2 protein-coding genes are annotated in these 2,325 nt (G+C 71.4%); both read left to right on the forward strand.

Annotation, left to right across the window (positions count from 1 at the left end; all coding sequences use genetic code 11):
- Window positions 1-496 precede the first annotated feature (496 nt).
- Window positions 497-1,519 carry a class II fructose-bisphosphate aldolase gene (fbaA, locus tag ABZ885_RS39620; protein ID WP_360199823.1) on the forward strand — a complete coding sequence of 341 codons (1,023 nt, stop codon included), beginning with the start codon at window positions 497-499 and terminating at the stop codon, window positions 1,517-1,519.
- 60 nt (window positions 1,520-1,579) lie between these two features.
- A complete protein-coding gene (locus ABZ885_RS39625) occupies window positions 1,580-2,011 on the forward strand; it encodes a DUF3151 domain-containing protein (protein WP_360199825.1) in 432 nt (143 codons plus the stop codon).
- The last annotated feature ends 314 nt before the right edge of the window (window positions 2,012-2,325 follow it).

The following is a 2,325-nucleotide window of genomic DNA, read 5'->3' on the forward strand; positions in this document are numbered from 1 at the left end:
GAGGACGCCCGGGCCGGCCGCTGGTCCGGCTCCGGCAAGACCGAGTGCGGCATCCACCTCTGACCCGCCCCGACCACCCTTCCGATCTCCAGGAGGGGGACGAGATCAGTGATTTGGCGTCGAGCAGGTTGACGGCCAGCTGGTTGTAGTCCACGGCCGCAGGATAGCGGGCCCGTCTTTACCAGGGCTTCGCCCCGGGGGCGGAGACGGCGTCATCCGTTCGTCGCACCAGGTGGCACACCCGGCCCTGCCGTCCCGACTGGCGGGCCGCATGCTGACCAGGAAGCGCGAGTCTGGGAAGATGACACCGGCGTCCGAGGCCGCGGTCGCAAACACCCTCATTGCCGTGCCGCGGTGGCCGCCTCGAACCCTGGTACCGGAAAGCCGCACCGCAGAGCCGCGCTCCGGCCCCGCCGGTACCCCGGAGTCGTACCGAAGGCGTACACAGCGTCGGACAGCACCGTCCGTACGCCGCAACCCGACAGGAGCGGATCGCATGCCCATCGCAACTCCCGAGGTCTACAACGAGATGCTCGACCGGGCCAAGGCGGGCAAGTTCGCCTACCCGGCCATCAACGTCACCTCGTCGCAGACCCTGCACGCCGCGCTGCGCGGCTTCGCCGAGGCCGAGAGCGACGGCATCATCCAGATCTCGACCGGTGGTGCGGAGTTCCTGGGCGGCCAGCACAACAAGGACATGGTGACCGGCGCGGTCGCCCTCGCCGAGTTCGCGCACATCGTCGCCGCCAAGTACGACATCACCGTCGCGCTGCACACCGACCACTGCCCGAAGGACAAGCTGGACGGCTACGTCCGCCCGCTGCTGGCGGTCTCCGCCGAGCGCGTGGCCCAGGGCCGCAACCCGCTGTTCCAGTCGCACATGTGGGACGGCTCGGCCGAGACCCTGAACGACAACCTGGCCATCGCCGAGGAGCTGCTGGCCCAGGCCCGCGCCGCCAAGATCATCCTTGAGGTCGAGATCACCCCGACCGGTGGCGAGGAGGACGGCGTCACCCACGAGATCAACGACGAGCTGTACACCACCGTCAACGACGCCGTCCGCACCGCCGAGGCGCTGGGCCTGGGCGAGAAGGGCCGCTACCTGCTGGCCGCCTCGTTCGGCAACGTGCACGGCGTCTACAAGCCGGGCAACGTCGTCCTGAAGCCGGAGCTGCTGCGCGAGCTGCAGGACGCGATCGGCAAGCAGTACGGCAAGAACGACCCGTTCGACTTCGTCTTCCACGGCGGCTCGGGCTCCTCCGCCGAGGAGATCGCCACCGCGCTGGAGAACGGCGTCGTGAAGATGAACCTCGACACCGACACCCAGTACGCCTTCACCCGCCCGGTCGCCGCCCACATGTTCCAGAACTACGACGGCGTGCTGAAGGTCGACGGCGAGGTCGGCCGGAAGAACACCTACGACCCGCGCACCTGGGGCAAGCTCGCCGAGGCCGGCATGGCCGGCCGCGTGGTCGAGGCCGCCCAGCAGCTGCGTTCGGCCGGCAACCGCCTGAAGTAAGCCCCCTCGGACGAAGAGGCAGGCTCTCCCGTCATGCCCCTCAGTGGTTCACTGGGGGGCATGACCACTGACCGAAACCCTTTCGACGGCCAGAACCTCCTCGGAGGCCCCGCCCCGACGAAGCTGCCCATCGAGCCCGCTCCGCTGGAGCTGCTGGCCGGCGGTGCCTCCCCGGCCGAGGTCGCGGCGAAGTACCCGACCTCCTCGCTGGCCTGGGCCCAGCTCGCCGACGACGCCTTCGCCGCCGGCCGCACCGTCGAGTCCTACGCGTACGCCCGCACCGGGTACCACCGCGGGCTGGACGCGCTGCGCCGGGCCGGCTGGAAGGGCCACGGCCCGGTGCCGTGGGAGCACGAGCCGAACCGCGGCTTCCTGCGGGCGCTGCACGCGCTCGGCCGGGCCGCCGCCGCGATCGAGGAGAAGGAGGAGGCGGAGCGCTGCGCCCAGTTCCTCCGGGACAGCTCGCCGACCGCCGCCGCCACCCTGGGCTGACCCGCCCGGTCCCGCCGCCCCCGCCGCCCGTCCGGGCAGCGGGGGCGGTCTCCGTTCGGCCTGCATACCCGGTATGTGGACATTCACCCGGTCGCCGTGCCAGGGTGTCCGGGCGAGGGGGACGCACACAACGGTTCGAAGGCTCCGCGGCCCCACCGGTCCGACAGGAAGCCTCACCGTGCCCGCAGCCAGATCCGACCAGCGCGGCTCCCGTGCGCGCGGCTCCCGCGCCGCCGGAGCCGCCGGTGCACGCGGCGGCTCGAGGACCATGAAGTACAACCTGGACCGCGAGGACTGGGCCGCGCAGCAGTGCG

The organism is Kitasatospora sp. NPDC047058 (assembly GCF_040643935.1).
GTDB lineage: Bacteria > Actinomycetota > Actinomycetes > Streptomycetales > Streptomycetaceae > Kitasatospora.